Here is a 26,492-nt window from a genome sequence, read left to right as displayed (position 1 = left end):
TCAGCTGCTTTGCGGTCTTGGGGGTGAACGGGTACAGCATCACCGCATCCGCAAAGGTCAGCGCCGCCTCGTCTCCAAGGAGGTGACGACGTCTTTGCCTATCCGTTTCGGCGGCAATCCAGTCCCGTGCGCCGCCCTCTTCAGTTGCGCCAGTACTTGTCCGGTAGTATGAAGTGATCGGCCGGCCGTGGAGCTCGACGTGACCGCGGACCCACCAGAAGCGCCCCCGTTTATAGATTTCAAGCGGCATGGCTGGCCATCCTGGAATATCATGTCGATATGCTCTGGCATCAGTATCATGGCGCCGCCCAGCTTGCAGCAAGCCCCTAGACGATTCGCCTTTTCGCGCAGCGTCCGCTCCGATACGGAAAGCCCACGGCGCGCCAGTATCTCGACCCATTGCCCGGGCGTTTTCCCTGTGTCCAGGATTTGCGAGCCGGTCAGCCGGGGGTCCCTCATATCACCCATCCAGAAGCGAAGAGGCGGCGGGAAACCCGCCGCCCGGTTATCCGATCCGCACCCGCACCGTGGCGGCCGAGGCCAGCGCGGCGGCGGTGGCGTAGCCCAGCGGCGTGTTGTCAGTGGCGGTGGTGGTCACGACGCCCGCCGTGGCGTCCCAATAGACGGCGGCGCCCAGAGTGATCGCCAGCGCGGCCTCTTTGGGCAGGTCGAACACGCCGCGCGTCTGCACGGCCACGTCCGCGCCGCTGGCGGCATCGCTGACGGCCACGCCGATCAGCTGCCCCGCGACCACCACGCCGCCCGAGGAGACGGCCGCAGGGGCCGGAATGGTCAGCGCGTCGCCGCTTTCGATGAAGTTTTTCATGGGTCAAACCCCCTTGCTGGTGGTGAAGGTGACGGCGCCGCCCCGCCTCGGGCCGGTCGCCTGTGCGATCCGCCGATCCAGATCGGCAATGGCCGCGGCCATTTCGGCATCGGTCGCATATTCGATGCGCTTCCCTTCATAGAGGGTCACGCGCACCCCGCTTGCGCGCGCCCGGATCAGGGCATCGCGCAGGGTGGTCAGCTCCTCGGCCGGGACAGCCATCAGCCGACCCGGAACCAGCTGCGATAAGGCCGCGCAGCCTCGGAAAGCTGATGCTCGGGATGGCTGCGGGCATAGAGCGCCTCGCCGGCGCGGGTGGCGATTACGGTCGGATCGTCGTGCGAGAAACCGACCTCGGCGGGCGTGGTGCGGGTGGTCGTGGCCTCGGCGCGCTTGCGCATTTCGGTAAAGGCCGCGGCGCGGGCATCCTCGGCCGAGGCCTCGGCGTCGATCTGGGCATCCGCCCAGGCACGGGTCAGGCCGGCGGTTTCCGCGATGGTGCGGATTTCGGCATTGATCGCGGCGCGGGTGACGGTTTCGCCGCCGGCCTGGGTGGTGGTCGTGGTGGTTTCGGCCGTCTCGGGCATGGGGGTTTCTCCGTTGCGAAAATGGGCGCCGGGATCGGCGGGAACGGGAACAATGGACACCTCAACCGGCGACCATTGCAGGGCTTTGCGGACACGCCGGCCGCTTTCGCGGCCCTCGGACCAGCGGCGGACGGAATAGCCGATCGACAGGCCGCGCAGGGTGCCCTCGGCAATGTCGGCCAGCACCGCCCGCGCAGCATCGTTGCTGCGGAACTTCATCCGCACCCAGAGGCCTTCGGGACGCAGTTCGGCGGCTTCCACCACCCCGAGCTGGTCGCGGGTCGATCCGCTGCGATGTCCCGGCATTCCCGGTCAAACTTGCGCAGGGCAGCGTCCGCAGCCGGTCCGCCATGATCGCGAACCATGTATGCGGCGAAACCATTGACCAACCGCTGCCCGTCCCGTTCCAGGTTGATCGAAATGACGGGCGTGTGGTGGTCGAAAATCAGCAGAGGCACCGAAGCCCACGCGCACCGGCTTGACCAGCGTCACCCGCTCGATGAACGGATCCCCGATGGCGTCGGCGATCTCGCGCTGGAACGGCCAGAGACGCACCGGGCCGGGCTGGGCAGATACGCCTTCGGGCAACCTCACATTGGCCTCGATCCAGTCGGAAAGGCGCAGCTTGGGCGGCGGGCGCAGAGCCTGCATAGCCTCGCGGCGGATTTCCGTGATCCGGTCAAGCGGCATCGTCGGCCCCTGCATTATCGGCCAGATCATCCAGGGCGGCGCGGGTTTCCCGATCCAGCGCCGCCACATCGGCCGGGGTCAGATGCGGAAGGGCCGAACGGACCCGCGACGGGATCGCCAGCACCCGCGCGCGAATCGCCCGCAGCGCCTCGCCCCATTCGCGGGCCACCTCGACCGCCGGAACCAGTTCGCGGCGAAGGGCGGCGTTCTTCAAATCCTGCGCGTCAGCTTGCAAGCGGGCCAATCTCGCCCGCTCGCCGGTCAGGTTCAGCACTGCAGCTTCGTCACCGCGGCCGCTGGCGGTGCCGCGCAGGTGAGCGCAATATCCCTGAACCGTCACCGCCAGGTCCCAGGCATCGCGGCCGAGATGCTTGGCGATGCCCCGGCGTTTCAACTCGGTCAGCATGGCCGGAGAAATCCCTAGAAGATCGCACAAGCCCGGCCCGTCGATGCGATGCACCGGCCCATCGCCTGCAAGGTCAAGCTCGGTCACGATCCTCATTTTCCCTTTCCTTTTCAGATTGTTACTTCAAGCCCTTGTAAAATCTTGCACCGCCTGATGCTTCGCGCCTTCGCCACCCGTATACGGTCAGTCCGCGGAAGGACCCGCCGCCGGGTCGATGCCCGCCCCGTGCGCCGCTTCGGCCTCCGCCTCGAACCCATCGCCCGCATCGGTCGGGGGCAGTTCGGACCAGGCGGACGGTCCGTGCTCGATCAGCGCGGCCAGGTCGCGCAGGCTGCGCGCCGCCTCGGCCGGGCCGTGATCCGCCGCAATGGCCGAAGCGACAGCGACCAGCGCACCGATCAACACGGCCGGCGCGGGCAACTTATCCGGGCCATCCGGGCGGGCGAGTTCACCCAAGGCGCAGCCGATCGTAAGCGCCGCGCAACGCTCTTGCGGTCCCAGCATCTCGGGGGCGATGGCCTTGAGGGTAGGCAACCACAAAACCAGCACGGGCGCGCCGTCCACGTGGCTGGGACGCTGCGCAAGCCAGCCCGCTTCCAGCATCTCGGTCAGGATCGCTTGGGTGGTCGTGAGGCTCAAGCTGGAACCCTTGGCGATTTCGTCCAGCGTCATGCGGCACTCGCTGCCCGCCGTCGCTGCGGCTTCGGGGGTCCGGCCAGCGCCGAAGATGGCGACCAGCGTGCCCACTACCTTCGCCGCCTCCGAGACGCTGCCGGATCGGGTGAACGTGTCCTGCCAATCAATATGCGCACAGGGCGCAGGGAAATACCCGTCCTCGAACTGCGACTTGCGTTCTTTGAACCAGCCGGGGCCTTCCGGGGCGAGGTTGGTGTGTTTCTTAACCATTTCTGGTCTCCATGGTTGCGGTCGCCCATTCCGCCCAAGCGCGAGCGGTTCGGATTTCGAACGCGTTATGTTCGGTCGGCGGATAGCGGTAGGGGATTTCCCATCCGGCGCCCTGCTTATCGCTGGACCTGATCCGAAGCGCGGAGAGGTCCGGGAAGCCGTTTTTCCCAAGCCAGCTATTCCATGCCGCTTCGCGGTCGCTGCCGTGGTGCGCCACGCTGACGAGGTTCAGCCTCGGTTTCCGGGGGGCACCATGGGCGCCGGACGCAGGGCGCGTTTGCGGCTCGGCCTCGCGGGCGCGCTCGCGCGTGTTTTGGAATTTCTTTGGAATAATATAAGAAGGGGTCACATCTGACCCTTTCGACGCTGCAAAGTGACCCTTTCGACGCGGTTCGCTGCGGGTTTTGATGGGGTCAGATTTGACCCTTTCGCTGTGATCGGGCGTGGCCGTTTCGAGGCTGGGCACCTCCCGCTCATCCGCACTGTCAAGGGTCGTATCAGGCTGGCCGGCGATGGTCCGCAGCGGGGTGGCCGACGCCCTCGGAACCGTCTGCCGATGATGGCTGACGGACACGCTGCGGGCAGGCGCCGGGGGCGGCACGAAGGCGGTAGCGTCCTCGTCCGGCGGGCCGTCGCAATCAAAGTCATGCGGTTGCGGCGGGGCAGACAGAGGCATCAGGAAGTGAAATTTACGCAGGCTCTTGCCTTGCCCGCCCTCCACAACCAGAAACTCTGCCTCCTCCAGTTCGCCGAAACCTCGCTTCACCTTCGACAGGCTATAGTGCAGCCGCGCGGCAAACTGCGCATTCGACCAGAAGCACCGCCCGGAAGCGTTGCTCGCGGCTTTCGTTACCAGCTTTGCGGCCATCACCTTCGCCCGGTCGGACAAGTGCGGCGCATCCAGGACCGCATCCAGCCAATCCCAGCGGCGGCGGTTCCATGGGCCAATCAAAGGAATGGCGCTTGCGGCGCGCAAGCGGGTCGGATAGCCTTCCCCGTGAAGCTTATCCGCTTTCTCTTTGCCCTCGGTAGCGCCTACCAGCGCACCGGGGGTTTCTATTTCCCGAACATCACCGGAACACCCTGCCTCGTCGTGTACGGGATTTGTACGGGCGTTCGGCGTACGTTCCGCACAATCGCCTGCATTTTTCTGCATGGCATCGTCCGCCGCAGGGGTTGCGGTGTCGATTTCCCCAGCATTTGTAGGATTTTCTGGTGACCCCGGCAGGACTTGAACCTGCAACCTGCCCCTTAGGAGGGGGCTGCTCTATCCAGTTGAGCCACGGGGCCGCCTAGGACCCCTTTTGCCCCCTGGCTGCGAAAATGGCAAGCTTGCCGCGGCCGGACGGAAAAGATAACGGTAACATGATTGCGTCTCGGTAATTGCGATGAACACGAAAAGACCCCGCCGCCCGCTGACCCTGCGCGATGTGTCCGAAGCATCGGGCGTGTCCGAGATGACTGTCAGCCGCGTGCTGCGAAACCGCGGCGATGTCTCGGCCGCCACGCGCGAGAAGGTGCTGACCGCCGCCCGCACGCTGGGCTATGTCCCCAACAAGATCGCCGGCGGCCTGGCCAGCCAGCGCGTGAACCTGGTCGCGGTGGTCATCCCGTCACTATCGAACATGGTTTTTCCCGACGTGCTGGGCGGGATCTCGGCCGAGCTGGACGATACCGGGCTGCAACCGGTGGTGGGGGTAACGAATTACAGCCCCTCTCGCGAGGACACGGTGCTTTACGACATGCTGAGCTGGCGCCCCTCGGGGGTGATCCTGGCCGGGCTGGAGCACAGCCGGGCGGCGCGGGCGATGCTGGACAATGCCGGCCTGCCGGTGGTCGAGATCATGGATGTGGACGGCACGCCGATCGATACTGCCGTCGGCATCTCGCACCGCCGGGCCGGGGCCGAGATGGCCGACGAGATCCTGGCCGCCGGCTATCGCCGCATCGGCTTCATCGGCACCCACATGCCGGAGGACCACCGGGCGCGCAAGCGGCTGGCCGGCTTCGAAGAGCGGCTGGGCGAGCACGGCGTGCAACTGGCCGCGCGGGAATATTACCAGGGCGGCTCGTCGCTGCTGAAGGGGCGCGAGATGACCGAGCGCATCCTGACACGCGAACCGGAGCTGGATTTCCTGTATTTCTCCAATGACATGATCGGGGCCGGCGGGCTTCTGTGGTGCATGGAGAAGGGCTATGACATTCCCGGCCGGCTGGGGCTTGCCGGATTCAACGGCGTCGAACTGCTGGACGGGCTGCCGATGCGGCTGACCACCACCGATGCCCGTCGCATCGATATCGGCCGGCGCGCGGCCCGCATCGTCGCCGGCAAGGAGCCGCGGCCCGAAAAAGGCATCATCGCGCTGGCCCCAACCATCATGCCAGGCGAGACGATTCGCAAGCATTGATGCCGCGCCGGCGGGCGGCGCTGCTTGGGTATCTGCCAAACGGCGAAACGGGCGCCGGCCCGGCCCTTGGGCGATGGCCTGCGGTTTCTCCGTTTCACAAATACCCATGCGGCAGCGACGGTTGCGCGGTCGCATGGGTATTTCCGGAACGAAGAAGCCGGGCCGGGGACTCAGCCCAGATCGGGGAAGAACAGGCCCTTGGGCGACGGCGTGAAGATCTCGCAGCCATCCGCGGTGACGCCGATCGAATGCTCGAACTGGGCCGAGAGCGACTTGTCGCGGGTCACCGCCGTCCAGTCGTCGGCCAGAATCTTGGTCTCGGGGCGGCCCAGGTTCACCATGGGCTCGATGGTGAAGAACATGCCCTCCTCCAGCACCGGGCCCTTGCCGGGGCGGCCGAAATGCAGGACGTTCGGGGGCGCATGGAAGCTGCGGCCCAGGCCGTGGCCGCAGAAGTCGCGCACCACCGACATGCGGTTCGATTCCACATAGGACTGGATCGCCCAGCCGATGTCGCCGAAGGTGGCGCCGGGGCGGACGGCCTCGATGCCGCGCATCAGCGCGTCATGGGTGACCTGGATCAGCCGCCGCGCCTTGACGCTGGGCTTGCCCGCCACATACATGCGCGAGCTGTCGCCGAACCAGCCGTCCACGATCACGGTCACGTCGATGTTCAGGATGTCGCCGTCGGCCAGGATCTTGTCGCCAGGAATGCCGTGGCAGACGACATGGTTCACGCTGATGCAGCTGGCATGCTGGTAGCCGCGATAGCCGATGGTGGCGCTGGTGGCCCCCAGTTCCCCGACCCGGCCCCGGATGAAATCGTCTAAGGCGCCGGTGGTGGCGCCGGGTTGCACCAAGGGGCCGACCTCGTCCAGGATCTGCGCCGCGATCAGCCCGGCCGCCCGCATGCCCTGGAAGTCCTGCGGCTCGTGGATGCGGATCCCCTCGCGGGTCTGGCGTGCGTCGTTCATGGCGTCCCCTTGGCGTCGTCCTGCTGGTCCGCCTCCACAGATAGTCCCATGGCGCCACTTGTTCCAGCCCCTCGCGCGGACCTATACATTTGCGGACCGCAGCAGATCGCCAGAGGAACGCGCCGATGCAATCCGACAATCCCACCGCCGCCATCCTCGTCATCGGGGACGAGATCCTTTCGGGGCGCACGCGCGAGGGCAATGCCCATTACCTGTCGCAGGTCTTGAACAGCATCGGCGTCGACCTGCGCGAGGTGCGCATCGTCGGCGACGACCACGACCAGATCGTCGCCTCGATCAAGGTGCTGGACAAATCGCTGGGCGGCGCCTGGGACATGCTGTTCACTAGCGGAGGCATCGGGCCGACGCATGACGACATCACCGCCGATGCCGTGGCCGCGGCTTTCGGCGTGGGTATCGAGATCAACGAGGAAGCCCGCCGCGTCATGGTCGAGCGCTGGCAGGCGCGCGGCGTCGAAGTGACCGGCAACCGCCTGCGCATGGCCCGCATCCCGCTTGGCGCGGCACTGATCCCGAATGCCCATTCCGCCGCGCCCGGTTTCCATATCGGCAATACCTATGTCATGGCCGGGGTGCCCGAGGTGTTCCGCGCCATGGTCGAGGCCATCGTGGACAAGCTGCCAACCGGCCGCCCCTCGGTCAGCGAGGCGCTGGAGGTGCTGCGCCCGGAATCCGACGTGGCCGACGAGCTGCGCGCCGTGGCCGATGCCTTCCCGGACCTGTCGCTGGGCTCCTATCCCTTCCAGAGCGGGCAGCGCTATGGCACCAGCCTGGTGATCCGCGGGCTGGACGGCAGGCGCGTCACCGATGCCATGACCCTGCTGCGCGAAAGGCTGGCGCTGTGATCGCCGATCCCGACCTGGCCCGCGCCTTCGAGACCACCTGGCCCGCCGCCGAATATGCGCCGGCCGGCGGCTTCCTGGTCGGCCGCGGCCGGGGCGGCGGCGGTCGCGTCAGCTCGGCCCGCGCCGCGCGGCCGGGCTGGACCGAGGCCGATATCGCCCGGGCCGAAGCCATCCAGCGCGGCTGGAACGAACGGCCGATGTTCCGCGTCGCCGATGACGATACGGCGCTGGCGCTGGCCCTGGCGGCGCAGGGCTTTCGCCATGGCACGCCGACCGCGATCCTGGCCGCCGACTGCGCCCGGCTGACCGCCCTGCCCGTCCCGCCGCTGACCGCCTTTGCGATCTGGCCGCCGCTGGCCATGCAGCGTGACATCTGGAACGACGGCAATGTCTCGGCCGCCCGCCAGGCGGTGATGGAGCGGGTGGCCCTGCCCAAGACGGCGCTGCTGGGACGGGTGCAGGACCGGGCGGCCGGCGCGGCCTTCGTGGCGCTGGACGGGCCGGTCGCCATGATCCATGCCATCGAGGTGGTGCCCGCCCTGCGCCGGCAGGGCGTGGCGGGCTGGCTGATCCGCACGGCGGCGGCCTGGGCCGAGGCGCAGGGCGCCACCCGGCTGGCGCTGGCGGTCGGCCGCGCCAATACCGGCGCCCGCGCCGTCTATGACCGGCTGGGATTCGCCGAGCTGGGCGGCTACGGCTATTGGAGCAAGGATTGAAGGGACAAGGACCGCGCGCGGCCTTCAGGCCGGCTCGGCTGCCAGCCGGCGCAGCTCTTTCTTGAGCAGTTCCAGTTCGCTGCGCATCAGGCTCAGCTCGGCATGCAGGTCGCCGTCCAGGATCTCGCCCGCAACCAGCGTCAGGCTGGCCAGGCGGCGGGCACCGGGCCGGGGCGGCTCGCCCTCGGCGCCCCCATCCTCGAGCAGAAGGAAGCTTTGCGCGCCCTCCGACAGCCGCTCGGCCGGGATCGCGGCGGCGACGCGCCAGCGGCCGGGGGCTTCGGCGGCCAGGCGGGCTTCGGCCACGCGGCTGCCCATATGCACCAGCACCAGCCGGCCCGGCTGGGCGTCACGGTGGATCACCCCCTGCCAGATCCCGCTTTTCAGCCCCAGGTATTCAAATTCACTCATTAAAAACATCCTTGGTCAGCATCGGGTCAGAACTGGGCTCGCAGATGGCGCGAGAAGAACAGCTCGCGGATCTCGACCGCGTTCATGCGCGGCGCCTCGAAGATCAGGTCCAGCCAGATCTTTTCCAGCCGCTTTTCGTTCATCGGAATATAGGCAAGGTCGAACTCGGTCACCTGCCGACTGTAATGGCCTGCCTCGAAGCGGCGCAATTGCAGCGTGGCCTGGTCGGTGTTCGGGCCATGGCCGATGTTGAGCCGCGCATAAACCCCCAGCGCGCGCTCGGCGAAGATACCGGTTTCCAGCCGCAGGATATGGCTGCGGGTCAGACCCTGCAACGCGCTTTCGGGCAGGTCGATGGACAGCGACAGGAAACTGCCGGCAAAGCCGAACACCTCGAGCCGCATGCCAAAGGGCGACAGGTCGGTCGCGCCGTCATTGGCCAGCTGTTGCAGGATCAGCGCGCTTTCGGGGCAGTCGTGCCAGACCGCCGCCCCCTCGCCCAGCCGATCCCCGCTCTCGGGCCCGGCCAGCCCGCGGGGCGAGACCTGCCCGGCCATGAAGCCGGGGCGCCAGCGCCAGTCGGTGCCGCCGGGCAGGTGCAGCGCGTCCAGCGCCGCGCGCGAACGCGACGCGTGGCGATCGGCGCCGATCAGGAAACGATCGAGGCTGCCACGCAATTCCCGCGCCTCGTCGCGCAGACGGCTCAGGCGGGCGGGGTGCAGCCTCTCGACCCTTCCGGCCAGCGCCGTCCATTGCCGTGCCGCCCGTTCCCGGGTCTTGCGTTCAAACCATTTACCAGGGCGTATTGCCATGCGTCCGCCTGTTACTGATCCATGTAGACGTGGGTTTCGGCGGCCGCACCCGGATGGGTCACGGCGCCGTAGCGGGCCTTGCCGACCAGCTGGGCGTATTTCCACAGCGCGCCCGAGGCATAATCCGTCTTGCGCGGCCCGGCCCATGCGGCACGGCGCCGCGCCAGCTCCTCGTCGCTCAGCGCCACGGAGATCTCGCCCCGGATCGCGTCGATGGTGATCATGTCGCCGTCGCAGAGCAGGGCGATGGGGCCGCCATGCGCCGCCTCGGGGCCGACATGGCCGACGCAGAAGCCGCGCGTCGCACCCGAAAACCGCCCGTCGGTGATCAGCGCCACCTTCTTGCCCATGCCCTGCCCCGAAAGCGCCGCGGTGGTCGCCAGCATCTCGCGCATGCCGGGGCCGCCGGCCGGGCCCTCGTTGCGGATGACGATCACGCAGCCCTCGCTGTAATCGCGGCGGGTGACGGCCTCGAACGCCTCTTCCTCGCATTCGAAGACGCGGGCGGGGCCGGTAAAGACCTGGTGTTCGGGCGCCATGCCCGCGACCTTCACGATGGCGCCGTCGGGTGCCAGGTTGCCGCGCAGCCCGACCACGCCGCCGGTCCTGGACAGCGGCGCCGTCACCGGATGGATGACCTTGCCGTCGATGTCGCGGTCCACCAGATCCAGCTCCTCGCCGATGCTGCGGCCCGAGGCAGTCAGGCAATCCTCGTGGATCAGCCCGGCGCGGCGCAGCTCGCGCATGACCACCGGCACGCCGCCGGCCTCGAACAGATCCTTGGCGACGTATTCGCCGCCGGGGCGCAGGTTCACGAAATAGGGCGTGTCGCGAAAGATGTCGCAGACGTCGAACAGGTCGAAGGGGATTCCCGCCTCATGCGCGATGGCGGGCAGGTGCAGCCCGGCATTGGTGGAGCCGCCGGTGCAAGCCACCACCCGCGCCGCGTTTTCCAGCGACTTGCGCGTCACCACGTCGCGGGCGCGGATGTTCTTTTCGATCAGGGCCATCACCGCCTCGCCCGAGGCCAGCCCGTATTGGTCGCGCGATTCATAGGGCGCCGGCGCACCCGAGCTGTTCATCAGCGCCAGCCCGATGGCCTCGCTGACGCAGGCCATGGTGTTGGCGGTATATTGCCCGCCGCAGGCCCCGGCCGAGGGGCAGGCCACGCGCTCCAGGATCTCCAGCTCGGCATCGGACATGTTGCCGGCCGCGTGCTGGCCCACCGCCTCGAACACGTCCTGCACCACCACGTCGCGGCCGTTGAGCTTGCCCGGCAGGATCGAGCCACCATAGATGAAGACGCTGGGCACGTTCAGCCGCACCATGGCCATCATCATGCCCGGCAACGACTTGTCGCAGCCGGCAAGCCCGACCAGCGCGTCATAGCAATGCCCGCGCATGGTCAGCTCGACCGTGTCGGCGATGGCATCGCGCGAGGCCAGGCTCGAGCGCATCCCCTCATGCCCCATGGCAATGCCGTCGGTGACGGTGATGGTGGTGAACTCGCGCGGGCAGCCGCCGCCCTTCTTGACGCCCTGCTTGACCGATTGTGCCTGGCGGGCCAGCGCGATGTTGCAGGGCGCGGCCTCGTTCCAGCAGGTCGCCACGCCGACCCAGGGGGAATGGATCTCTTCCTCCGAGATGCCCATGGCATAGAAATAGCTGCGATGCGGCGCGCGGGCCGGCCCTTCGGTCACATGGCGACTGGGCAGGGTCGACTTGTCGAAACGGCTGTTCTTCATGGCTGCATCCTCCGGCTGGATTCTGGATAGGCCCAGCCCGCCCGCGGAGCAAGGGGCTGGCGCTCGTGCCTAGCCCAGGGCGGTATCCAGCCGGGCGGCCATGATCAGGTCGTTCATCGTCACGCCGCCGGCCGAATGGGTGGCATAGGTGACGCGGGCATGGCCCCAGCCAAAGGCGATGTCGGGATGGTGCCCGGCTGCCTCGGCCTGCCAGGCGGCCAGGTTGGCCAGCTGCGCCGCCCGCCTGAAGTTCTTGAAGCGCCATTCGCGGCAGATCGACTTGCCGTCCTCGGCCAGGCGCCAGTCGGGCAGGTCGGCCAGCGCCCTGCGCAATTCGTCCGGCAACAGCGCCGGCGCGCCCTCCACGATCTTGTCCTTGCTGCGGTCCGTCATCGCTTCCTCCGTCACAGGATCGGCGCCGCCAGCGCCAGAAGGTTGTTGCGCAGCCGCCGCCGGATCGACCAGCCGCGGATCTCGTCCAGGTGGATCGGGCGGGCGCGGTCGATATAGCCCTGCTGGCGTTCATCCAGCCGCTCGGTGACATCGCCGCCCAGGAACAGCATGTTCATCTCGTAGTTCAGCTCGAAGCTGCGACGGTCCATGTTGGCGCTGCCCAGCATCGCCATGCGCCCGTCCACGGTGATGATCTTGGAATGCAGCAGGCCGTCCCTGAACAGCATCAGCCTCACCCCGGCCGAGACCAGCCCGTAATAGAACCCTTCGGAGGTGGCCTGCACCACCAGCGAATCATTGCGCTCGGGCAGGATCACGGTCACGTCCACGCCCCGCCGCGCCGCGGTGCGGATCGCCGAATCGAGCGAGGCGTCGGGCACGTAATAGGGCGTGGTGATCACCAGCCGCTCGCGCGCGGCATGGATCATCGTCACCATGCAATCCGACAGCGAGCCCTGGCGCTCGTCCGGGCCGGTAGCGACGACCTGCGCCACCTCGCCCGGCGCGGTGACGGGGCGGGTCATGCGCAGCATCTCGCCCAGGTCTTCGCCGGTATAGCTCATCCAGTCCTGCAGGAAGACCGCCTGCATCTGCCGCACCACCGGCCCCTCGATGGCCAGGAAAACATCGATCCAGGGCGCATAGCGCGGTTTGACGGCAAAGGCCCGGTCCGAGCAGTTGCGGCTGCCGGTAAAGCCCAGCACATGGTCGATCACCACGATCTTGCGGTGATTGCGCAGGTCCATACGCTGAAAGAGGCCGCCGATCACCGGGATGCTCAGCGGCAGTGCCTCGACGCATTCGACCCCCGCCGCCTTCATCTGCGCCCAGGCATCCGAGCGGCCGAAGGCGCGCGAGCCGAAGGCGTCGATGATCGCCCGCACCTTGACGCCACGCCCCGCGGCGCGGATCGCCGCCTCGGCCACGGCCCGGCCCGAGGCATCGTCGAGCCAGATATAGAACAGCATGTGGACATGTTCGTTCGCGCCGTCGATCGCCTCGACCAGCGCGGCGATGGCGCTGTCGTCCTCGGGCAGCAGCGCGGCGCGGTTGCCGGCCACGGCGGCAAAGCCGGTCGTGGCGTGATTCGCCTTGATGACCGGCTCGGCGAAATCGGGCAGCACCTTCAGTTCCTCGGGGCTGGGCTGCCACAGGCCCGACAGGCGCGAGCGGACATTGGCCATGGTCTCGACCTCGGCGCCGCGCATGCGGATCTCGCCGAACAGCACATAGGCCAGGATGCCGACCAGCGGCACCAGTTCGATCACCAGGATCCAGGACAGCCGGACCGTCGGCTCAAGCCGCGGGCGCAGCAGCACGCGCACCGAAACGGCCAGCGCAGCTGCGTAATGCATGAACACAAGGGCTTCGGTCCACATGCCGCCATGAAAGCCCGGACAGCGCGGAATTGCAATTCGGCACCGCTTTGCATATCTGAGCCCCTGAACGCAGCGCAGGGGGCCGCCGATGAACTGGATCACCAATTATGTCCGTCCGCGCATCAATTCGCTGTTCTCGCGCCGCGAAGTGCCCGAGAACCTGTGGACCAAATGCCCGGAATGCGGGACCATGCTGTTCCACCGCGAATTGTCGGACAACCTGAACGTCTGCACGAATTGCGACCATCACCTGGCGATCAGCCCGCGCAGCCGCTTTGCCGCGCTGTTCGACGGCGGCGTCTTCGTCGAGGTCAAGGTGCCCGAGCCGGTCGCCGACCCGCTGGGCTTCCGCGACCAGAAGAAGTACCCCGACCGCATGAAGGCCGCGCAGAAATCCACCGGCGAGAAAGAGGCGATGCTGGTCGCCGAGGGCGAGATCGGCCGCACCCCCATCGTCGCCGCCGCGCAGGATTTTTCCTTCATGGGCGGCTCGATGGGCATGTATGTCGGCAACGCCATCATCGCCGCGGCCGAACGCGCGGTGAAGCTGAAGCGGCCCCTGGTGCTGTTCTCGGCCGCCGGCGGCGCGCGCATGCAGGAGGGCATCCTGTCGCTGATGCAGATGCCGCGCACCACCGTCGCCGTGCAGATGCTGAAAGAGGCGAAGCTGCCCTATATCGTCGTGCTGACCCATCCGACCACCGGCGGCGTCACCGCCAGCTATGCCATGCTGGGCGACATCCAGATTTCCGAGCCGAACGCGCTGATCTGCTTCGCCGGCCCGCGCGTGATCGAGCAGACCATCCGCGAAAAGCTGCCCGAGGGCTTCCAGCGCGCCGAATACCTGCTGGAACACGGCATGCTGGACCGGGTGACGCATCGCAAGAAGCTGCGCGAGGAACTGGTCTCGATCCTGCGCATGCTGGGCGGCCTGCCCGCGCCGGTGGTGGGCGACCTGCCCGCACCCGGCACCATCGCCGCCCCGCGCGCCGAGACCCCGGCCGACAGCCCATCCGCCTAGGCCGGACGACATCGCGATGACCTCCTCCGACGCCATTCTCGCGCGGCTCATGCAGCTGCATCCCAAGGTCATCGACCTGTCGCTGGACCGGATGCACCGCATCCTGGCCGCACTCGGCAACCCGGAACGCCGCATCCCGCCGGTGGTTCATATCGCCGGCACCAACGGCAAGGGCTCGACCCAGGCGATGATCCGCGCCGGGCTGGAATCGGCCGGCAAGCGCGTCCATGCCTATACCTCACCGCATCTGGCGCAGTTCCACGAACGCATCCGGCTGGCCGGAGAGCTGATCTCGGAAGCCGAACTGGCCGCGGCGCTCGAGGAATGCGAGGCCGCGAACGCCGGCGCGCCGATCACCTTCTTCGAGATCACCACCGCGGCGGCCTTCCTGGCCTTCTCGCGCACGCCGGCGGATTACACGCTGCTGGAAGTGGGCCTGGGCGGCCGGCTGGACGCGACCAATGTGATCGAGGCGCCGGCCCTGACCGTCATCACCCCCATCAGCATCGACCATACGCAATACCTGGGCGAGACGCTGGCCGAGATCGCCGGCGAAAAGGCCGGGATCATGAAACGCCGCGTGCCCTGCATCGTCGCCCCGCAAGAGGCCGTCGCCCGCGAGGTGATCGAGCAGAAGGCCGAGCGGCTGTTCGCGCCGCTGCGCATCGGCCGGCAGGACTGGGACAGCCGGCGCGAGGGCGACAGCCTGGTCTACCAGGACGAACACGGGCTGATGGACCTGCCCCTGCCCGTCCTGCCCGGCCCGCATCAGATCGTGAATGCCGGCACCGCCATCGCCGCGCTGCGCGAGCTGGGCTTCGGCCGCATCGAGGCCCGCGCCGCAGTGACCGAGGTCGAATGGCCCGCGCGCATGCAGCGCCTGAACCATGGCCCGCTGGTCGAGGCGGCGGGGGCCTGCGAATTGTGGCTTGACGGCGGCCACAACCCGGCCGGTGGCGAGGCGGTGGCGGCGACGCTGGCCGCCCTGCCCCGCCGGCCGGTGCATCTCGTCTGCGGCATGCTGAACACCAAGGATGTCGCAGGCTACATGCGGCCGCTGGCCGGCGTCGCGCAAAGCCTGACCGCCGTGGCGATTCCCGGCGAACCGAACACCCTGCCAGCCGAGGATACTGCCGCGGCCGCAGCCTCGGTAGGGCTTGCGGCCGGCACCGCCCCGGATACGCTGGCGGCCGTCAGCCGCATCGCCGCAGACCAGCCCGGCGCGCGCATCCTGATCTGCGGCTCGCTTTATCTTGCCGGGCAGGTGCTGCGCCGGAACGGCTGACCCGGCGGGCGGTTCGTACCCGTCCCGGCAACGGCAAGGGCGGGCCGCGGTGCGCGACCGCCTGGACGGCTATCACGCGGGGCCTCTCGGCGCGTTGACGGCGACGATCACGCCAGAAGCAGTGGACACCAAGCGAAGCGGCCCGCCTTCGGCCCGGCAGGGGCCATGGCCGCGCCCAGCCCCGACAGGCGCCCGGGCGTTCCCGCAACGGCCAGCGGGGCGCGGCGCGCAGGATGCGTCCCCAAGCCACGAAACCATCCCGCAGGCTGGGCCACCGCCCGCCTTCGCGTGGCGGGACCGCTCCTGCCGCTTGGGCAAGGGCCGGGCAAGCGACCCGGAAAGGCGCCGGCCAGCGGACCCTGGTCACCGCCCGTCCAGCATCCTCAATTCGTGGGTGCGGCCCGCCTTGACATAGGTCAGCCGTCCGTCGCCGATGGAGTTGATCGTGCCGCCGTCGATGCGGTCGCCCAGCCGGACCGTCACCACCTTGCCGCTGCGCAGCCGGATCAGCGCCCGGCTGGCCTTGCCGGCGCCGATGATGCCGATGACCGTGGTGCGGCCCATGTCGATGCCGCGCGCCTGCGTCGCCGCCTTGGCCACCGAGGCCGAAGTCGTACCCTTGGGCAGGGCATTGGTGGCGATCTCGGGCTCGTTGTCGATCTCGGGTGGCTTGTAGTCCTGGCGTTGGGCACGCGCGGCCCGTTCCTCGGCCTCGGCCTGGGCGCGGGCGCGGGCTTCGGCCTGGGCACGGGCCTCGGCCTCGGCCTTGGCATCGGCGGCGGCGCGGGCGCGGATGCGCGCCTCGGCCTGGGCCTGCAACTGCTCGTCAAGCTTGCGGCGGGCGGCCAGTTCGGCCTCGCTGGGTCCGGCAGCGGCGGCTGCGGCCGCCGCCGGCGCGGCGTCGGGGGCCGGGGGCGCGCGCTCGCCCCGCCGGGGCGGCAGGGGCGAGGAGGCCAGCGCCGAAAGCTGTACCCCGCCCGGCGTGGTGGGCGATGCCGCGACCGCGGCCGAGATGGCCGCCTCGACCGCATTGCCCGAAACCCCGCCGCCGGCCGGGGCGCCGGGACGGGCACGGGGACGGGCCGAGCCACGCAAAAGCCCGCCCGAATCCTGGGCGGGCGCGGCGGCGCTTTCGACATGGTCGGGTTTGTCCGGTGGCGGCGTGGTCGCCGATCGCAGCGCGGCGTCGATGGCCGATGGTCTGACGGCATCGCTGGCCGAGCCGGGCTTGCGCTGCGGCCGTGCCTGAGCCAGCCGCTCGCCGCGCAGCGGGGATTGCTGCATCGCCAACCCATTGCGGCCCAGGTCGCGGATAAGGTCGCGCAAATGCCCCTGCTCGGCCGGGGTCAAGTCGTCGGCGGGCAGGCCCGCGCCCGGAACCTCGGGGGTCGAGCCCTCGGGGCGCGACGGCGGCCGGGCCGAACCGCGCAGCATCGCATTGCCGGTCGCGGCAACGGGCTGGACCTGGGCGGGGGCGGGGGCCGATACCGGCGCCGCCGAGGCGGGCGCCGGCGCTGCGGGGCGGCTGCGTCCGGGGGGCCGCGCGCTGCCGACGGGTTGGACGCGGGACCGGCTGGCCTCATAGGGCAGCGGGTCCGAGGGCACGCGCGGCGCGGTATCGGCGCGCGGCACCGTGGTTTGCGGCGTGCTGCGGCGCGGCGCCAGCTGCGGCCGGGCCGAACTGGTCAGCGGAGCGGCCGCTGGGCCGGGCCGGGCCGGCGCGGCAGCGGGGGCCGATCTCGCGGCGGGCAGCGTGGCGGCCGCTGCGACGCTGGCGGTCGTGCTGTCCTGCGTGCTGTCCTGCGCGGGGGCGGGTTCCGGCGCCGGGGCAGCTGCGGTGACCTGCGCCGGGGGCGGCACCACGGCGGCCGCGACCGCGGCAGCGGCGACCATGACGCGGCGCCGCTCCTCCTCGGTCAGGGCCGAGGGCGGCGCGGGTGCCGGTGCGACCGCCACGCGCTGTTGCGGTGCCGCGACAGGTTCCAAGGCAGGCGTCGGCGCAGGATCGGGCTCGGTCATGGCGGTGGCGGGCTGAGAAGCCGCGGGCGCGGGCTCGGCGATTTGCACCGGGGCCTGTTCGGCAGGCTGCGTGGCCGGTGCGGCGGCCGCAAGCTGCGGCTCCTGCCGATCCGGCACCAAAAAGGCCCAGATCAGGATCAGCCCGACGACCAGCGTGCCCAGCATCGCGATCAGCCCGGCAAGGCCGCCGCGTTCGCCGGGGCGGCGGGGCTGCGCCGGGGCGCTGCCCGCCGGCCGAGGGCTGCGGCGGGCGTCGGCCGCGCGTTCATGCACGGCACGGGCCCGCGGGTTCAGCGCGGCACCGGCCTGAGGCGCGGCGGCAGACCGTGTGCCGGGTCCGGCCTCTGGCGCCGTAGCCGCGGCCGCGAAAGCCGCCGGCTGGTCCGGTTCCGCCGCTTCGGCGATTCCCGAGGCATCGCCTTCCTCCGGGGTGGCGGCCTTTTCATCGGCCGCGGGAAACGAGACGGGATCGGGCGCCCCGATCAGGGATGATTCCGTTTTTTCGTCGTCATTCCCGGTGAATACTTCGGCATCCTCGGAAAATCCCGCCACGGTTTCTGGCTCTGCCGGCGGGGCCGAAACCTCCTCGGCCGCGTCGGCTTCCCCGTCGGCCGCCGGCGTGGGCTGGGCCTGGGAGGGGCTTTCCGCGGCTGCATCCTCCAACGCCTCGGCGCCGTCGCCGTCGCCGTCAAGATCCAGCGTGTCCTGCGCTGCGTCCGGTTCTTCCTCGATCAGCAGCGCCGAGGCCGTCACCCCGGCCTGCGCCGGATCGACCTGCGGCCGGCTGCGCGCAGCGGCTTCCAGCACGAAGACCGGCTCGCCCGGATAGAGCCCCGCAGCCGGCGCGGCACAATAACCCTGTCCTTCGAATCCGTATTGCCGGGCGAAATCGCGGGCCTCGCGCAGGGTCTGGCGGGCCACGGCGGCGACGCGGACGCTGTCGCCCTCGCCCTGCCAGTCGAAGGCCAGATCCTCGATCGCATAGGGGGTCAGCCCGTCCAGCGCGCGCCCCACCGCATGGTCGCGGTCCGCGCCGGGCGCGACGGTCAGCGTCGTGTAAAGGATCTGGTCGTCGGGAATGATCAGGACGACGGGCAGCACCGCCTCGGTTCCGGTGGCCATGCTGCGCAGGCGCGCAAGCTCGTCGTGAAAGTCCGGCGAGGCGAAATCGACCGAGCCCAGGTGCCGCCAGGCCGCCGGAGCGGCGCCGCCCTGCCCCTGCGGGCCCCGCTCGCGACGTTCCAGATGCACGGCATCCTCGCTGAAGGAGAGGGCGTATTCGGTGACGGAATCAAGCGACATCGACAGGCTTTGCTTTCGGTTCCGGGCGCCCTGGGCTGGCCCGGACGCATCTTCGTGATTGATGATCCTGAACTAGCCCAGAACACGATCCGTGAAAAGCCGAACACCGGATTGTGAGGCATCCCGAGACGTATTTGCGGCGTTATAGGGGCTCGTGAAGACAACCGCGCAAGGGCAAGGCACCCGATGCGCCAAGGAGTAAAGACCAGATGCCCCGATTCCGACCCCTGATGGCTGCCGCGACGCTGATCGTTCTGGGCGCCGGCCCGTTGATGGCCCAGACCGCCCCGGCCGACGCGCCGCCGCCTCCGCCCGCGCAGATGGGACATCACGCCATGAAACATGCCGCCCCCTTCGCCAGGCTGAGCGTGACCGGCACCGGCCATGCCACGGTGCAACCCGACATGGCCACGATCACCCTGGGCGTCAGCACCCGCGCCGCCACCGCCGCCGAGGCGATGACGCAGAATGCCGAGGCGCAGGCCAAGGTCATCGAGACGCTGAAGGCCGAGGGGATCGAGGCGCGCGACATCCAGACCTCGGGGCTGAACCTGTCGCCAGTCATGGATTACTCGGACCAGGGCCAGCCGCCGAAGCTGACCGGCTATGGCGCGCAAAACAGCGTGACCGTGCGGGTGCGCGACATCGCCGGGCTCGGCGCGGTGCTGGACAAGCTGGTCGCCTCGGGCGCCAACGAGATCAGCGGCATCGCGTTTTCGCGCGAGGACATGACCGAGGCCGAGGACCAGGCCCGCACCGAGGCCGTGGCCGAAGCGCGCCGCCGGGCCGAGGTGATGGCCGAGGCGGCGGGCATGCGGCTTGGCCGGCTGATCTCGCTTTCCGAGGCGCCGACGGGCGGCGGGCCGCGCCCGATGATGGCCATGCGCGCCCAGGCGGCCGAAGCGGCCGATACCCCCATCGAGGCGGGCGAACTGGCCGTCCGCGCCGATGTCACCGCGGTCTTCGCCATGCGCCCGGCCGATGCGCCGCAAGGCGGCGGGCAGCCCGAGGGTGAAATCGCACCCGAGGAGCCCCCGGTCGAGCCTCCGGCGAACTGACCCCCCGACGGGCGGCGCAGCGATGCGCCGCCCTTTCGCTTCAGGCCGTGGCCGCGGCCAGCGCCTGATCCAGGTCGGCGATGATGTCGGCCGCGTCCTCGATCCCGATCGAGAGCCGCACCACATCGGGCCCGGCGCCGGCCGCGATCTTCTGCTCGTCGGTCAGCTGGCTGTGCGTGGTCGAGGCGGAATGGATCACCAGCGAACGCGAATCGCCCAGGTTCGCCACATGGCTGAAAAGCTTGAGGTTATCCACCAGCTTCACCGCCGCGTCGTAGCCGCCCTTGATCGCAAAGGTGAACAGCGCCCCCGCCCCCCTGGGATAGACCCGCCGCGCCGTTTCGTTCCAGGGCGAGGAAGCCAGGCCGGCATAGGTGACCGAGGTCACGCGCGGATCCGCCTCCAGCCATTCCGCGACCTCAAGCGCGTTCTCGACATGGCGGGCCATGCGCAGGCCCAGCGTCTCGATCCCCATCAGCGTGTAATGCGCGGCCTGCGGGTTCATGGTCATGCCCAGGTCGCGCAGCCCGATGGCGATGCCGTGGAAGGTGAAGGCCAGCGCGCCGAAGGTCTCGTGGAACTTCAACCCGTGATAGGCGGGCTCGGGCTGGGAGAGGCTCGGGAACTTGTCCGAGGCCGACCAGTCGAACCGGCCCGAATCGACGATGGCGCCGCCCGTCACCGTGCCGTTGCCGGTCATGTATTTGGTCAGGCTGTGGACGACCAGCGTCGCGCCCATTTCGATGGGCTTGCACAGCCAGGGCGTGGCCAGGGTGTTGTCGACGATCAGCGGCAGACCGGCCTGATCCGCGACCCTGGCGACCGCCGGGATATCGGTGACATAGCCGCCCGGATTGCTGATCGATTCGCAGAAAATGGCGCGGGTGTCGTCGTCGATGGCGGCGCGCAGCGCATCCAGATCGTCCAGGTCGACGAATTTGCACGACCAGCCGAAGCGCCTGATGGTCTGGCTGAACTGGGTGATGGTGCCGCCATAAAGCCGGGTCGAGGCGATGATGTTGCGCCCCGGCCCCATCAGCGGGAACAGCGCCATGATCTGCGCCGCGTGGCCCGAGGAACAGCAGACCGCCCCCGCCCCGCCCTCGAGTTCCGCGACCCGCGCCTGTAGCGCCGCGACGGTCGGGTTGGTCAGGCGGGAATAGATATAGCCGACCTCCTGCAGGCCAAAGAGCCGCGCGGCATGGGCGGCGTCCTGAAAGACATAGGCCGTGGTCTGATAGATCGGCACCTGCCGCGCCCCGGTCGCCGGATCGGGCGCGCTGCCTGCATGGATGGCGGTGGTGTCGAAACCCCATTTCTCGGACATGGAAACTCTCCCCTTCTTCGGGCAGAGACTAGGCGCAAGCGGGCGGCGAAGGGAACAGCAAACCCGCCGCGGCCGGCCGGAAAAGCCGGCCCCTCGCGCGGGGGCACCCCCCGGACCGGGGAATTTCCCCTGCCGTTTCGCCAAGGGCGGGCCTGCGGCGACCGCCCCGCCGGGCGTTCCCGCGCGCGGGGCATGAAAAAGACACCTGCCGGGATCGGCCATCATGCGTGGTGAGATCGTTGGCAAGCCAAGGCCAGCCCGCGGACCGGGCGGAAGGTCAGCCTGAGCCCCTTGCGGCCTGCCGGGGGCAAGCTATGCTCACTCCATGATCGATCCAGGTGATGGCCCGGAACAGCCACGAAGGTTCGCGACGCGCATTTGGGGAGTATGTCGGCGTATCCGACCTGCACATTTGAAAAGCTGCGGCTTCGCTCGCTCCTGGCAAGCATGGGTGCCCGGCCTCATCATCGGCGCCATCATGCCTCTCGTCGGATCATTGGCGGGAAGGTGACGGTCCGGTTCCTTCCCCATAGCAGAGGCTACCGCGTCAGAGTTCTTGACGGACATTCCCCCAATGGAAAAGCCCGCCAATATTCGGCGGGCTTCGCGCGTCGGCCGAGCCGATGGCTCAGCGGCATTCAAGCTGCACGTTGACCGGATTGGGCACCAGTTCCAGCATCGCCCCCGAGGAGGCGTCGACGCCCGCGCCGATGATGCCGCCGACAAGCACATTGCCGGCCATCGCCGCGCCGCCGCCGCCCGCCACGCGGTTGGTCACGCGGATCTGCTGCGGCTTGCAGCGGTCCTTGGTGACCAGCACGTTCAGCTCCGACTTGCGCGGCACCTTGAAGGAACAGGGGGTATTCCCGCAGGTCTGCCCGTCGCTGAGCTTGACCTGGGCCCCGCCGGGGGTCGTATTGACGATCAACACGTCCTTCGTCCCGCGGGTAATTGTGGCGCAGCCAGCCAATGAAAAGGCTGCGCAAAGCGCAAAAACACGTCCGATCACAGGAAACCTCACAATAAAAGTGAGATCGTATTATTGTCAAATTTGTCTAAATACAAGCGGATCCCTCGCCAGTTTGCCCTGTATCCAGCAGCATTTCTTCAAGCGACGCCGGCCCGTTCCGCGCGCGACAGACCGGAGAAAAATATCATTAACGGCAAGCGGATAGGAAGGTTTCCTCGAAGTGACAAAAGCGGAATTCTCATCATTTCGCATGAGAGAAGGGCCGGCGCAGCAGGAAGGAAAGCCCAAGACGATCCCGCCGCGCCGCTTCGGCGACAGGCCGTGTCGCGGCAGCCGCAAGCCGTCGAACGCCGCGGCGCGCGGGCGATTTCTTCCAGATTCTCGGGGAAAGAAAATGGTGCGGTCGAGAAGACTCGAACTTCCACTCCGGTTAAGGAACAGCGACCTCAACGCTGCGCGTCTACCAATTCCGCCACGACCGCACTTTCGTAGGCTCGCGTCTCATAGACGCTTGCGCGGCGGATGAAAAGGGCATTTTTCGCCCGCCGCGCGTTTCTTTTCACTCGGCCGCGACCGCCGCCTGCGGCGTGTAATTCAGGATCGGCGCCAGCCAGCGTTCGACCTCGCGCACCGGCATCCCCTTGCGCTCGGCATAGTCCAGAACCTGGTCGTGTTCGACCTTGGCGACGCCGAAGTAATAGGCCTCGGGATGGCCGATATAAAGGCCCGAGACCGAGGCGCCGGGCCACATCGCCATCGACTCGGTCAGCTCGACCCCGGTCGCCGTGGTGGCGTCGAGCAGCCGGAACAGCGTGACCTTTTCCGTGTGGTCGGGCTGGGCCGGATAGCCGGGCGCCGGGCGGATGCCCTTGTAGGGCTCGGCCACCAGCTCCTCGGGGGTGAAGTTTTCCTCGGCATAGCCCCAATATTGCCTGCGCACCCGCTCGTGCATCATCTCGGCCAGTGCCTCGGCGAAGCGGTCGGCCAGCGCCTGCACCAGGATGGCCGAGAAATCGTCATGCGCGGCCTTGAACCGGTCGGCGATCTGCTGCTCCTCGCCGCCCGCTGTCACCACGAAGCCGCCGACATAGTCGCGGGTGCCCTCGGGGGCGACGAAATCGGCCAGTGCCACGTTCGGGCGGCCGTCGCGCTTGCTCACCTGCTGGCGCAGGGTATGCAGGGTCGCCAGTTCCGCCGCCCGGTCCTCGCCGGTGAACAGCCGGATGTCGTCGCCGACCCGGTTCGCCGGCCAGAAGCCGATGACCGCGCGCGGACGGAACCATTGCTCGTCGATGATGCGCTGCAGCATGGCCTGCGCATCGGCAAAGAGCTGCCGCGCCACCGCGCCCTGCTTCTCGTCCTCGAGGATGCGCGGATAGACCCCCTTCAGCTCCCAGGTCTGGAAGAACGGCGTCCAGTCGATATAGCGGGCAATCTCGGCCAGGTCGAAATCCTCGATCACCCGCGGGCCCAGGAATTCGGGCGCCTTGACCTGATAGCCCGACCAGTCAATCCGCAACGCATTGTCGCGGGCCGAGGCCAGCGGCAGGCGCTTCTTGTCCGCCTCGGCCCTGGCATGCTTGTTGGCCACGTCCATGTATTCGCTGCGGATGGTCTCGACATAGGCGTTTTTCTGGCCCGAGAGCAGGCTGCCGACCACCCCCACCGCGCGGCTCGCGTCGGTGACATAGACCGCCTGCCCCCTGGCATAGCGCGGATGGATCTTGACCGCGGTATGCACGCGCGAGGTGGTGGCGCCGCCGATCAGCAGCGGGATGTCGAAACCCTCGCGCTCCATTTCGCTGGCGACATGCACCATCTCGTCCAGCGACGGGGTGATCAGGCCGGAAAGCCCGATGATGTCCACCTTCTCGGCCTTGGCGGTCTCCAGGATCCTGGTCGCGGGCACCATCACGCCCAGGTCGATGATCTCGTAATTGTTGCAGGCCAGCACGACGCCGACGATGTTCTTGCCGATGTCGTGCACATCGCCCTTGACCGTCGCCATCAGCACCTTGCCGGCGCTGGAGGAACCGCCCGCGCCGCCCGCCGCGGCCTTCTCGGCCTCCATATAGGGCAGCAGATGCGCCACCGCCTGCTTCATCACCCGCGCCGATTTCACCACCTGCGGCAGGAACATCTTGCCCGAGCCGAAAAGGTCGCCCACGACGTTCATGCCGGCCATCAGCGGCCCCTCGATCACGTGCAGCGGGCGCTCGGCCCTCAGCCGCGCCTCCTCGGTATCCTCGTCGATATATTCGGTGATGCCATTGACCAGGGCGTGTTCCAGCCGCTTCTCGACCGGCCATGTCCGCCAGGTCAGATCCTTTTCGCGCGCCTTCGCCCCGCCTTCGCCGCGGAACCGCTCGGCGATCTCCAGCATGTTCTCGGTCGCGGTGCCGCCCTTGGCGGGCTTGCGGTTCAGCACCACGTCCTCGCAGGCCTCGCGCAGGTCCGGGTCGATCTGGTCATAGACCGCCAGCTGGCCGGCATTGACGATGCCCATGTCCATCCCCGCCTGGATGGCGTGATAGAGGAACACGGCATGCATCGCCTCGCGCACCGGCTCGTTGCCGCGGAAGCTGAAGCTGAGGTTCGAGACCCCGCCCGAGACATGCACATGCGGCAGGGACTGGGTGATGCGCCGCGTCGCGCCGATGAAATCGAGCCCGTAATTGTCATGCTCCTCGATCCCGGTCGCCACCGCGAAGATGTTCGGGTCGAAGATGATGTCCTCGGGCGGGAAGCCGACCGTGTTCACCAGCAGGTCATAGGCGCGCGCGCAGATCTCGACCTTGCGGTTCTCGGTATCGGCCTGGCCGGTCTCGTCGAAGGCCATCACCACCACCGCGGCGCCGTAGCGGCGGCAAAGCCGGGCCTGCGCCAGGAAGCTCGCCTCGCCCTCCTTGAGGCTGATCGAGTTCACGATGGCCTTGCCCTGGACGCATTTCAGCCCGGCCTCGATCACCTCCCATTTCGAGCTGTCGACCATCACCGGCACGCGGGCGATGTCCGGCTCGGCCGCGATCAGGTTCAGGTAGTCGATCATCGCCTGCTTCGAATCGATCAGCCCCTCGTCCATGTTGACGTCGATGATCTGCGCGCCGTTCTCGACCTGGTCGCGGGCCACGTCCAGCGCCGCGGCATAGTCGCCGTTGGTGATCAGCTTGCGGAATTTCGCGGATCCGGTGACGTTCGTCCGCTCGCCCACGTTGACGAAGGGGATGTCGTCGGTCTTGACGAAGGGCTCCAGCCCCGACAGGCGCAGGCGCGGCTCGATCTCGGGGATCGCGCGCGGCGGCAGGCCCTCGACGGCGCGGGCGATGGCCGCGATATGCTCGGGCGTCGAGCCGCAGCAGCCGCCGACCACGTTCACCAGCCCCTCGCGGGCGAATTCGGCAACCTGCGCCGCCATCTCCTCGGGCGATTCGTCGTATTGGCCCATCTCGTTCGGCAGGCCGGCATTGGGATAGGCGCAGATCAGCGTATCGGCGACCGAGGACAGCTCGGCCAGGTGCGGGCGCATGGCGGCCGCGCCAAGCGCACAGTTCAAGCCCACGGTGATCGGCGCGGCATGGCGCATGGAATACCAGAAGGCGGTCGGGGTCTGGCCCGACAGCGTGCGCCCGGACAGGTCGGTGATGGTGCCCGAGATCATCACCGGCAGGCGCTGGCCCTTCTCTTCGAACACCTCCTCGCAGGCAAAGATCGCGGCCTTGGCGTTCAGCGTGTCGAAGATGGTCTCGATCAGGATCAGATCGGCGCCGCCGTCGACCAGCCCGCGCAGCTGCTCGGCATAGGCGATGCGCAGATCGTCGAAGGTGACGGCGCGATAGCCGGGATTGTTCACGTCCGGACTGATGGATGCGGTGCGATTGGTCGGCCCCAGCGCGCCGGCGACCCAGCGCGGCCGCCCGTCCTCGGCGGTGGCACGGTCCAGCGCCCGGCGGGCGATGCGGGCGCCGTGGAGGTTCAGATCGTAAACCGCGGATTCCATGCCGTAATCGGCCTGCGCGATAGTCGTGGACGAGAAGGTGTTGGTCTCGACGATATCGGCGCCCGCCTTGGCATAGCGGCAATGGATCTCCTCGATCGCCTTGGGCTGGGTCAGGTTCAGCAGGTCGTTGTTGCCCTGCTGCGGATGCTCGCCCGGCGCAGGCGGATGGCAGCCGCAGGCGCAGCCCGAACCATGGCCGGCGAAATCCGCCTCGCCCAGGCCAAGCTGCTGGATCTGCGTCCCCATCGCACCGTCGAGGATCAGGATACGGTCGCGCGCAGCCGCGCGCAGGGCGTCGAAGACGGGGGAAAGGGGCAGGGTCATGGTTCGGTCC

Annotated in this window: 24 protein-coding genes and 2 tRNA genes (1 of these 26 running past the window's edge); 6 read left to right on the top strand and 20 right to left on the bottom strand. The window is 68.5% G+C overall.

What is annotated here, in order from left to right:
- The 9 genes from ESD82_RS14105 to ESD82_RS14065 all read right to left on the bottom strand — a co-directional run.
- Positions 1-250: the beginning of a tyrosine-type recombinase/integrase gene (locus ESD82_RS14105; protein WP_167521768.1), read on the bottom strand. The gene continues 845 nt to the left of window position 1, outside the view; the window shows 250 of its 1,095 coding nt (coding positions 1-250); it begins with the start codon at positions 248-250; its stop codon lies beyond the left edge, outside the window.
- Between the two features lie 255 nt (positions 251-505).
- On the bottom strand, positions 506-826 hold the full coding sequence (locus ESD82_RS14100; RefSeq protein WP_147428083.1) for a DUF2190 family protein: 321 nt from the start codon (positions 824-826) through the stop codon (positions 506-508).
- 3 nt (positions 827-829) lie between these two features.
- Positions 830-1,048 carry a phage head-tail joining protein gene (locus ESD82_RS14095; protein ID WP_147428084.1) on the bottom strand — a complete coding sequence of 73 codons (219 nt, stop codon included), beginning with the start codon at positions 1,046-1,048 and terminating at the stop codon, positions 830-832.
- Positions 1,048-1,719 (bottom strand): HK97 family phage prohead protease, encoded by a 672-nt coding sequence (locus ESD82_RS14090; RefSeq protein ID WP_147428085.1) that lies wholly within the window; start codon positions 1,717-1,719, stop codon positions 1,048-1,050. Before ESD82_RS14090 ends, ESD82_RS14095 begins: the two co-directional genes overlap by 1 nt.
- A gap of 6 nt (positions 1,720-1,725) precedes the next feature.
- The gene (locus ESD82_RS22230) at positions 1,726-2,103 is read right to left on the bottom strand and encodes a phage terminase large subunit family protein (protein ID WP_244314580.1); all 378 of its coding nucleotides are present in this window, start codon (positions 2,101-2,103) and stop codon (positions 1,726-1,728) included.
- Complete coding sequence (locus ESD82_RS14080) at positions 2,093-2,605, bottom strand: DNA packaging protein (RefSeq protein ID WP_147428086.1); 513 nt, start codon at positions 2,603-2,605, stop codon at positions 2,093-2,095. The genes ESD82_RS22230 and ESD82_RS14080 overlap by 11 nt, the downstream gene beginning before the upstream one ends.
- A gap of 87 nt (positions 2,606-2,692) precedes the next feature.
- Positions 2,693-3,415, bottom strand: a complete 723-nt coding sequence (locus ESD82_RS14075; RefSeq protein WP_147428087.1) for a hypothetical protein — start codon at positions 3,413-3,415, stop codon at positions 2,693-2,695.
- Positions 3,408-4,571 carry a hypothetical protein gene (locus tag ESD82_RS14070; RefSeq protein WP_147428088.1) on the bottom strand — a complete coding sequence of 388 codons (1,164 nt, stop codon included), beginning with the start codon at positions 4,569-4,571 and terminating at the stop codon, positions 3,408-3,410. Before ESD82_RS14070 ends, ESD82_RS14075 begins: the two co-directional genes overlap by 8 nt.
- A gap of 57 nt (positions 4,572-4,628) precedes the next feature.
- Positions 4,629-4,705 (bottom strand) — tRNA-Arg (locus ESD82_RS14065).
- Positions 4,706-4,803: 98 nt separating this feature from the next.
- On the opposite strand from ESD82_RS14065, the gene ESD82_RS14060 reads away from it, so the two are divergent.
- Positions 4,804-5,823: a LacI family DNA-binding transcriptional regulator gene (locus ESD82_RS14060; RefSeq protein ID WP_024845600.1), complete on the top strand. Its 1,020-nt coding sequence runs from the start codon at positions 4,804-4,806 to the stop codon at positions 5,821-5,823.
- A 170-nt stretch (positions 5,824-5,993) separates the two neighbouring features.
- Here the strand turns inward: ESD82_RS14060 and map are convergent, their stop codons facing one another.
- Entirely contained in the window at positions 5,994-6,797 is an 804-nt protein-coding gene (gene map / locus ESD82_RS14055) for a type I methionyl aminopeptidase (RefSeq protein WP_024845599.1), read from the bottom strand.
- A 125-nt stretch (positions 6,798-6,922) separates the two neighbouring features.
- Here map and ESD82_RS14050 point away from each other — a divergent pair, with 125 nt between their 5' ends.
- On the top strand, positions 6,923-7,663 hold the full coding sequence (locus tag ESD82_RS14050; protein ID WP_147428089.1) for a competence/damage-inducible protein A: 741 nt from the start codon (positions 6,923-6,925) through the stop codon (positions 7,661-7,663).
- On the top strand, positions 7,660-8,379 hold the full coding sequence (locus tag ESD82_RS14045; protein WP_114669496.1) for a GNAT family N-acetyltransferase: 720 nt from the start codon (positions 7,660-7,662) through the stop codon (positions 8,377-8,379). Before ESD82_RS14050 ends, ESD82_RS14045 begins: the two co-directional genes overlap by 4 nt.
- Before the next feature lie 24 nt (positions 8,380-8,403).
- On the opposite strand, the gene ESD82_RS14040 is transcribed toward ESD82_RS14045, so the two are convergent.
- The 5 genes from ESD82_RS14040 to cls form a co-directional block, all read right to left on the bottom strand.
- On the bottom strand, positions 8,404-8,790 hold the full coding sequence (locus tag ESD82_RS14040) for a hypothetical protein (protein WP_147428090.1): 387 nt from the start codon (positions 8,788-8,790) through the stop codon (positions 8,404-8,406).
- Between the two features lie 26 nt (positions 8,791-8,816).
- Entirely contained in the window at positions 8,817-9,602 is a 786-nt protein-coding gene (locus ESD82_RS14035) for a DUF6478 family protein (RefSeq protein WP_024845595.1), read from the bottom strand.
- An 11-nt stretch (positions 9,603-9,613) separates the two neighbouring features.
- Positions 9,614-11,347, bottom strand: a complete 1,734-nt coding sequence (gene ilvD, locus ESD82_RS14030) for a dihydroxy-acid dehydratase (RefSeq protein ID WP_024845594.1) — start codon at positions 11,345-11,347, stop codon at positions 9,614-9,616.
- Between the two features lie 69 nt (positions 11,348-11,416).
- Entirely contained in the window at positions 11,417-11,740 is a 324-nt protein-coding gene (locus ESD82_RS14025) for a 4a-hydroxytetrahydrobiopterin dehydratase (protein ID WP_024845593.1), read from the bottom strand.
- 11 nt (positions 11,741-11,751) lie between these two features.
- Complete coding sequence (cls, locus tag ESD82_RS14020; RefSeq protein ID WP_024845592.1) at positions 11,752-13,179, bottom strand: cardiolipin synthase; 1,428 nt, start codon at positions 13,177-13,179, stop codon at positions 11,752-11,754.
- An 88-nt stretch (positions 13,180-13,267) separates the two neighbouring features.
- Between cls and accD the strand changes: the two genes are divergently transcribed.
- Entirely contained in the window at positions 13,268-14,200 is a 933-nt protein-coding gene (accD, locus tag ESD82_RS14015; RefSeq protein ID WP_024845591.1) for an acetyl-CoA carboxylase, carboxyltransferase subunit beta, read from the top strand.
- 16 nt (positions 14,201-14,216) lie between these two features.
- Positions 14,217-15,485 (top strand): bifunctional folylpolyglutamate synthase/dihydrofolate synthase, encoded by a 1,269-nt coding sequence (locus ESD82_RS14010; protein WP_114669493.1) that lies wholly within the window; start codon positions 14,217-14,219, stop codon positions 15,483-15,485.
- Between the two features lie 363 nt (positions 15,486-15,848).
- On the opposite strand, the gene ESD82_RS14005 is transcribed toward ESD82_RS14010, so the two are convergent.
- Complete coding sequence (locus ESD82_RS14005; RefSeq protein ID WP_147428091.1) at positions 15,849-18,806, bottom strand: hypothetical protein; 2,958 nt, start codon at positions 18,804-18,806, stop codon at positions 15,849-15,851.
- A 209-nt stretch (positions 18,807-19,015) separates the two neighbouring features.
- On the opposite strand from ESD82_RS14005, the gene ESD82_RS14000 reads away from it, so the two are divergent.
- Positions 19,016-19,864 (top strand): SIMPL domain-containing protein, encoded by an 849-nt coding sequence (locus tag ESD82_RS14000; protein ID WP_147428092.1) that lies wholly within the window; start codon positions 19,016-19,018, stop codon positions 19,862-19,864.
- Between the two features lie 40 nt (positions 19,865-19,904).
- Here the strand turns inward: ESD82_RS14000 and ESD82_RS13995 are convergent, their stop codons facing one another.
- The 4 genes from ESD82_RS13995 to metH all read right to left on the bottom strand — a co-directional run bounded on the left by ESD82_RS13995 (position 19,905) and on the right by metH (position 26,482).
- The gene (locus tag ESD82_RS13995) at positions 19,905-21,191 is read right to left on the bottom strand and encodes an O-acetylhomoserine aminocarboxypropyltransferase/cysteine synthase family protein (RefSeq protein WP_024845587.1); all 1,287 of its coding nucleotides are present in this window, start codon (positions 21,189-21,191) and stop codon (positions 19,905-19,907) included.
- A 628-nt stretch (positions 21,192-21,819) separates the two neighbouring features.
- Positions 21,820-22,119: a translation initiation factor 2 gene (locus ESD82_RS13990; protein ID WP_374327593.1), complete on the bottom strand. Its 300-nt coding sequence runs from the start codon at positions 22,117-22,119 to the stop codon at positions 21,820-21,822.
- Positions 22,120-22,556: 437 nt separating this feature from the next.
- Positions 22,557-22,643: transfer RNA gene (locus ESD82_RS13985), tRNA-Leu, on the bottom strand.
- Positions 22,644-22,720: 77 nt separating this feature from the next.
- A complete protein-coding gene (gene metH, locus ESD82_RS13980) occupies positions 22,721-26,482 on the bottom strand; it encodes a methionine synthase (RefSeq protein ID WP_147428093.1) in 3,762 nt (1,253 codons plus the stop codon).
- Between the last annotated feature and the right edge of the window lie 10 nt (positions 26,483-26,492).

Source organism: Paracoccus pantotrophus (genome assembly GCF_008824185.1).
Classification (GTDB): Bacteria; Pseudomonadota; Alphaproteobacteria; order Rhodobacterales; family Rhodobacteraceae; genus Paracoccus; species Paracoccus pantotrophus.
This window is presented reverse-complemented; position numbering and strand designations above follow the sequence as displayed.

Bases quoted from the DNA above. Each gene is read 5' to 3' on its own strand.
- ESD82_RS14060 (WP_024845600.1), top strand. From the start codon at position 4,804: ATGAACACGAAAAGACCCCGCCGCCCGCTGACCCTGCGCGATGTGTCC.
- ESD82_RS14010 (WP_114669493.1), top strand. From the start codon at position 14,217: ATGACCTCCTCCGACGCCATTCTCGCGCGGCTCATGCAGCTGCATCCC.
- ESD82_RS14080 (WP_147428086.1), bottom strand. From the start codon at position 2,605: ATGAGGATCGTGACCGAGCTTGACCTTGCAGGCGATGGGCCGGTGCAT.
- ESD82_RS14075 (WP_147428087.1), bottom strand. From the start codon at position 3,415: ATGGTTAAGAAACACACCAACCTCGCCCCGGAAGGCCCCGGCTGGTTC.
- metH (WP_147428093.1), bottom strand. From the start codon at position 26,482: ATGACCCTGCCCCTTTCCCCCGTCTTCGACGCCCTGCGCGCGGCTGCG.
- ESD82_RS14005 (WP_147428091.1), bottom strand. From the start codon at position 18,806: ATGTCGCTTGATTCCGTCACCGAATACGCCCTCTCCTTCAGCGAGGAT.
- cls (WP_024845592.1), bottom strand. From the start codon at position 13,179: ATGTGGACCGAAGCCCTTGTGTTCATGCATTACGCAGCTGCGCTGGCC.
- ESD82_RS14090 (WP_147428085.1), bottom strand. From the start codon at position 1,719: ATGCCGGGACATCGCAGCGGATCGACCCGCGACCAGCTCGGGGTGGTG.
- ESD82_RS14040 (WP_147428090.1), bottom strand. From the start codon at position 8,790: ATGAGTGAATTTGAATACCTGGGGCTGAAAAGCGGGATCTGGCAGGGG.
- ESD82_RS14025 (WP_024845593.1), bottom strand. From the start codon at position 11,740: ATGACGGACCGCAGCAAGGACAAGATCGTGGAGGGCGCGCCGGCGCTG.
- map (WP_024845599.1), bottom strand. From the start codon at position 6,797: ATGAACGACGCACGCCAGACCCGCGAGGGGATCCGCATCCACGAGCCG.
- ilvD (WP_024845594.1), bottom strand. From the start codon at position 11,347: ATGAAGAACAGCCGTTTCGACAAGTCGACCCTGCCCAGTCGCCATGTG.
- ESD82_RS14100 (WP_147428083.1), bottom strand. From the start codon at position 826: ATGAAAAACTTCATCGAAAGCGGCGACGCGCTGACCATTCCGGCCCCT.
- ESD82_RS14070 (WP_147428088.1), bottom strand. From the start codon at position 4,571: ATGCAGAAAAATGCAGGCGATTGTGCGGAACGTACGCCGAACGCCCGT.
- ESD82_RS13995 (WP_024845587.1), bottom strand. From the start codon at position 21,191: ATGTCCGAGAAATGGGGTTTCGACACCACCGCCATCCATGCAGGCAGC.
- ESD82_RS22230 (WP_244314580.1), bottom strand. From the start codon at position 2,103: ATGCCGCTTGACCGGATCACGGAAATCCGCCGCGAGGCTATGCAGGCT.
- accD (WP_024845591.1), top strand. From the start codon at position 13,268: ATGAACTGGATCACCAATTATGTCCGTCCGCGCATCAATTCGCTGTTC.
- ESD82_RS14095 (WP_147428084.1), bottom strand. From the start codon at position 1,048: ATGGCTGTCCCGGCCGAGGAGCTGACCACCCTGCGCGATGCCCTGATC.
- ESD82_RS14000 (WP_147428092.1), top strand. From the start codon at position 19,016: ATGCCCCGATTCCGACCCCTGATGGCTGCCGCGACGCTGATCGTTCTG.
- ESD82_RS14035 (WP_024845595.1), bottom strand. From the start codon at position 9,602: ATGGCAATACGCCCTGGTAAATGGTTTGAACGCAAGACCCGGGAACGG.
- ESD82_RS14050 (WP_147428089.1), top strand. From the start codon at position 6,923: ATGCAATCCGACAATCCCACCGCCGCCATCCTCGTCATCGGGGACGAG.